Raw genomic sequence first — 4,877 nt, forward strand, 5'->3', positions numbered from 1 at the left:
GAGGGCGGCGGCGACGACGGCCCAGACGACCCAGACCAGGCCGAGCAGTCCGCGTATCCAGGCCGGGCTCAGCGGAATCCACGGGATCATGAACACGCCCTTGTCGAGCGCGTCCAGGAGGGTCAGCGCGCCCAGGGTCACCGTCACCCAGGCGAACACCGGGCGGGCCGGGCGCAGCGCCAGGCCGATGCCGGTCCACCAGAGCCCGGTGAGCAGCAGGGCGACGGCGGGGACGTAGGTGGCGGCCAGGCCCATGGTGGACCCGGCGACGTCGAGGCCGAGGCCGACGAGGCCGAGGACCGAGGCGGCGGTGGCGAGGCGGCTGGTGCGCAGCCGGCGCCACCACAGCACGCCGCCGACGAGCGCCAGGACCACGGCGATGCCCAGGGCGGCCTGGAACTCGACGCGTTCGATGCCGCGTGCCCCGTACCAGTCGCAGCCGGCCGGGAGCCGGCGGGCCCGTGCGTCGTAGTCGGCACAGACGAGCAGCTGGGCGAGCTTGACGGGTTCACCGGCGATCCGGTCGGTGGAGCCGGAGACGGCGCCCCGCTCCTTTCCGCAGCGGGGCAGGGCGCGCGGGGTGGAGGCGCCGGTGTCCGACTGCCAGCAGTTGCCGTCGCCCTGGCCGTCCCACCAGACGTCGGTGCCGTTGGGGCGGGCCTTGCCGCTGCGGTCCACGCCGAGGTGGTTGCCGGCGTACCGGTTGTGGTGCGAGGTGTCGGTCTGCTTGCCGAGCGCGTTCTCGCCGCGGATGAAGGCGGGGACGGCGCTGAGGAAGAACGCGGCGCGGTCCTGGCCGTAGATCCAGTTGTCCTCGTAGAGGTTCCAGTTGCCGCCGGCGGTGATGATGCCGGTGCCGGGCGGCATGGAGATCTGCGGGCAGACCACCCCGTCCTCGTAGCCGCGTTCGGCGGGCGGCCGGGCGCAGGTGCCGTCGGCGACGTGGCGGTAGTAGTCGGCGTTGTTGTCGTGGATGAGGTTGCGGGCGAAGCGGGCGTGGTTCTGCGGGAGTCCGGGGTGGCCGGGGAAGGCGCTGTCCATGGAGGCGCCGCCCATGTTGTGGTCGAACTCGTTGTCGTGGACGTAGACGGAGTCGCCGGCGGTGCCGGAGTAGCCGACCATGCTGTGGTGGCTGCGGCAGCCGGTGATCTCGATGGAGTAGCGCGGCACGTCGTAGCCGCGGCCGTCGTTGATGTCCGAGGCGCTGCCGGGGTAGATGCCGGAGTCGCCGTTGCCGTAGGACTCGCAGTTCTTGTACAGGCCGTGGTCGCTGGCGAAGGTCAGGAAGCCGTACTCGTCGTTCCAGCGGGTGAGCACGTCGTCGATGACGAAGCCGTCCTGGGCCAGGACGTAGAGCGAGTTGAAGGTGGTGCGCTGGGCGGTGAAGTTCTTGAAGTAGACGCCGTCCGACCGGTCCGAGCGGATCGCGTTGAGCTTGCGGTACTTGGCGTCGATGACGACGTCCGTGCGGGCCGCGCCGGTGCCCTCGATCTGGAGGTCCTGCTTGCCGAGGATCGCGACCAGGTTCTGGTTGTGCGGGCACGCGCGCTGCTGGGCGTAGCTGAGGATCTGGTAGCCGAGCTGGGAGTCGGGCGCCTTCAGCCGGGCGCACCGCCCCGCCGGTTTCGGCAGCGAGGGCTCCTCCTCGTAGAGGCCGGGCAGGATCGCGATGTTCATGCCGGGGCGGTCGACGGCGTCCACGGCCTGCTGGAGGTGGCGGTAGCCGGAGGTGCGGCACCGTTCGAAGAGCCGGAGGTTGCGGGTGCGCAGCGCCTCGGGGAAGCGGGAGACGCGGCGTTCGAAGTCGGCCCGGTCGGTCTTGCAGACCAGGAGATCGGGCTCGCCGGTCCGGTACTCGGGAACGCTGCCGGTGCCGTCGGGCAGGGTGACCGGCCGTTCCTCGTGCGCCCGGGCGGCCGGGGCCGCGAGGAGTGCGGCGACGAGCGCCGCCAGGACCACCAGAAGTCTTCGTGTCCACGACATGTGGCGGAGAGTAGAGCATTGTTCAGCTTTTTGAACCCCTTCTGCACGGCGAATGCCGTTGACTCGCCCGGCTTCCATTCCTACGGTTGTGCATAGGATTTCTTCTCACCGGGAGCGCACATGAGCGGCATCGAGCAGGCGAGGAAGACGGCGGAGGCGCTTGCGTACTCCACCGGTTTCGGCAATCAGCACAGCTCGGAGGCGGTGCCGGGAGCGCTCCCGCTCGGGCGCAACTCGCCGCAGCGGGCCCCGCTGGGGCTGTACGCGGAGCAGCTGAGCGGTTCGGCGTTCACCGAGCCGCGCGCCCACAACCACCGCAGCTGGCTGTACCGCATCCGCCCCTCGGCCGCCCATCCGCCGTTCGTCCGCACGGACAACGGCACGCTGCGCACCGCCCCGTTCACCGAGACCGTCCCCGACCCGAACCGGCTGCGCTGGGATCCGCTCCCGGAGCCCGCGCCCGGCACGGACTTCCTCGCCGGTCTGTGGACCCTGGGCGGCAACGGCGACGCGGCGCAGCGCACCGGCATGGCCGTCCACCTCTACCACGCCGACACCTCCATGGACCGGGTGTTCAGCGACAGCGACGGCGAGCTGCTGATCGTGCCCCAGCAGGGCGGGCTGCTGCTCCGCACCGAGCTGGGCATGCTGCGCGCCGAGCCCGGCCACGTGGCTCTGATCCCGCGCGGCGTCCGCTTCCGGGTGGAGCTGCTCGACGCCACCGCGCGCGGGTACGTCTGCGAGAACTACGGCCGCCCCTTCGTCCTGCCCGACCTCGGGCCGATCGGCGCCAACGGCCTGGCGAACGCACGGGACTTCCTGGCGCCGGTCGCCGCGTACGAGGACGTGGAGCGCCCGGTCGAGGTGGTCAACAAGTACTGCGGCAACCTCTGGACGGCGACCTACGACCACTCCCCGCTGGACGTCGTCGCCTGGCACGGCAACCACACGCCGTACGTCTACGACCTGCGCCGCTTCAACGTCATCGGCTCGATCAGCTACGACCACCCGGACCCGTCGATCTTCACGGTGCTCACCTCGCCCTCGGACACGCCGGGCCTGGCCGGGGTCGACTTCGTGGTGTTCGCGCCGCGCTGGCTGGTCGGCGAGGACACCTTCCGCCCGCCGTACTTCCACCGCAACGTGATGAGCGAGTACATGGGCCTGATCGAGGGCGCCTACGACGCGAAGTCGGCCGGCAAGGGCGGCTTCGTGCCCGGCGGCGGCTCGCTGCACACCATGATGTCGGCGCACGGCCCGGACCGGGAGACCTTCGACAAGGCGAGCGCGGCGGAGCTGAAGCCGCAGAAGATCGACGACGGCCTGGCCTTCATGTTCGAGACCCGCTGGCCGGTCACCACCACCGCGCAGGCGGTGACGGCGGACCATCTGCAGCACGGCTACGACGACGTGTGGCAGGGTCTGAGCCGCAACTTCCGGCCGTGACGGACCCCGCCGCCCGCGCCGGCGTCCCCGCAGGCAGGAGAACCAGGTGCCGCAGCCCGCTTCCCGTACCCCCGCGTCCCGCGACGTCTCCTTCGCGCCCGACTCGCTGGTCCTGAACCGCAAGCTGCCGCTGTGGTACCAGGTCTCGCAGTCGCTGCGGGCGTCGATACTGGGCCGCGCCCCGGACGCCACGCTGCGGCTGCCCACCGAGGAGCAGCTCGCGGCGCACTACGGGGTCAGCGTCCTGACCATGCGCCAGGCGCTCAAGGAGCTGGAGACGGAGGGCCTGATCAGCCGGCACCGGCGGCGCGGCACGTTCATCGAGCCGCACGCCCGCCGCAGCTCGCCGGTCCGGCTGCTGGGCTCCATCGACGCGATCGTGGCCCAGCAGTCGGGCGAGCGCTCCACGCTGCTGGACCACGGCCCGGTCCCGGTGCCGGGCGAGGTCGCGGAGTACTTCCCCGGCTGCGCGGAGGTCGTCGGCTACCGCCGGCTGCGCTGCGAGGAGGAGAGCGGCGAGCCGACCAACTGGGCGCAGAACTGGGTGCACCCGGAGGTCGCCGCCGGCCTGGACGCGGCGGACCTCGACCGGTGGCCCATGACGAAGGTGCTGCGCGACCGGGTCGGGGTGCCCATCGCCCGGATCACCGACACGGTCGAGGCCCGCCTCGCCGACCCGGCCACCGCCGAACTGCTGGGCGTCCCGCTGCTGAGCCCGATCCTGTACTACACGGGCGTCACCTACGACGAGGGCGGCCGGGTGGTCGACGTGGCACAGATCCGCTACCGGGGCGACCGGTTCTCGTTCTCGGTGACGGTCGAGGCGCACTGACGAAGGCGCACTGACAGAGGCGCACGGTCGAAGGCGCACCGGCGGTCGGGGCACCGGGGGGTGCGTGAGGTCGTTACGATGCCGGGGAAGGCGGCGGGCGCGGCAGGCGGGGAGGGCGACACGGTGGCAGCACCGGCGGCGGCCGGGTCCGGCGCGGGCCCGGACGGCCCCCTCCTCGACGACCTCATGCCCTGGTCGGTGCGGCCGATGCGGACCGGGCGCGCCTGGGTGACCTCCCCCGACGCGGCGTCCCTGCGGGCCCGCTGGGAGCTGCTCGTGCGCGCCGGCGGCGAGGAGCGCGAGCGGCTGTTCGCCCCGACCCGGGCCCGTACGCAGCACAGCGCGGTGGCCGCCCTGCCGGGCCTGCCGGGCGCGACCGGCCGCTTCCTCCGCGAGTCGGGCCCCTGTCCCGAGCCGGTGCGGGTGGCGCACGGCCCGTTCGACGAACAGTGGCTGCTCCCGGACCACCGGCTGATCGACGTGGCCCGGCCGGAGCTGTGGCGGGTCGCCGACGCCCATCAGCTCTTCGTCGTCGAGCACGGCCGGGTGCCGCACGACCCGGGCCCGGCCGTGTCGGTGACGACGCTGCTGCCGGACGGCCACTCCCCCGCCGGGC

The 4,877-nt window shown here is 72.5% G+C and carries 4 protein-coding genes; 3 read left to right on the plus strand and 1 reads right to left on the minus strand.

Going from position 1 to position 4,877, the window contains the following annotated elements:
- Positions 1–1,983: right-handed parallel beta-helix repeat-containing protein (locus MHW47_RS31905; protein WP_239227346.1), on the minus strand; the 1,983-nt coding region annotated here is incomplete at its 3' end.
- Positions 1,984–2,103: 120 nt separating this feature from the next.
- On the opposite strand from MHW47_RS31905, the gene hmgA reads away from it, so the two are divergent.
- The 3 genes from hmgA to MHW47_RS31920 form a co-directional block, all read left to right on the plus strand.
- A complete protein-coding gene (gene hmgA, locus MHW47_RS31910; protein ID WP_239227347.1) occupies positions 2,104–3,429 on the plus strand; it encodes a homogentisate 1,2-dioxygenase in 1,326 nt (441 codons plus the stop codon).
- Between the two features lie 46 nt (positions 3,430–3,475).
- Positions 3,476–4,261 carry a GntR family transcriptional regulator gene (locus tag MHW47_RS31915; protein ID WP_239227348.1) on the plus strand — a complete coding sequence of 262 codons (786 nt, stop codon included), beginning with the start codon at positions 3,476–3,478 and terminating at the stop codon, positions 4,259–4,261.
- A 78-nt stretch (positions 4,262–4,339) separates the two neighbouring features.
- The coding region (locus tag MHW47_RS31920) for a type ISP restriction/modification enzyme (RefSeq protein ID WP_374230182.1) at positions 4,340–4,877 on the plus strand (538 nt) is incomplete at its 3' end.

The organism is Streptomyces sp. OfavH-34-F, assembly GCF_022347745.1.
Lineage (GTDB): Bacteria > Actinomycetota > Actinomycetes > Streptomycetales > Streptomycetaceae > Streptomyces.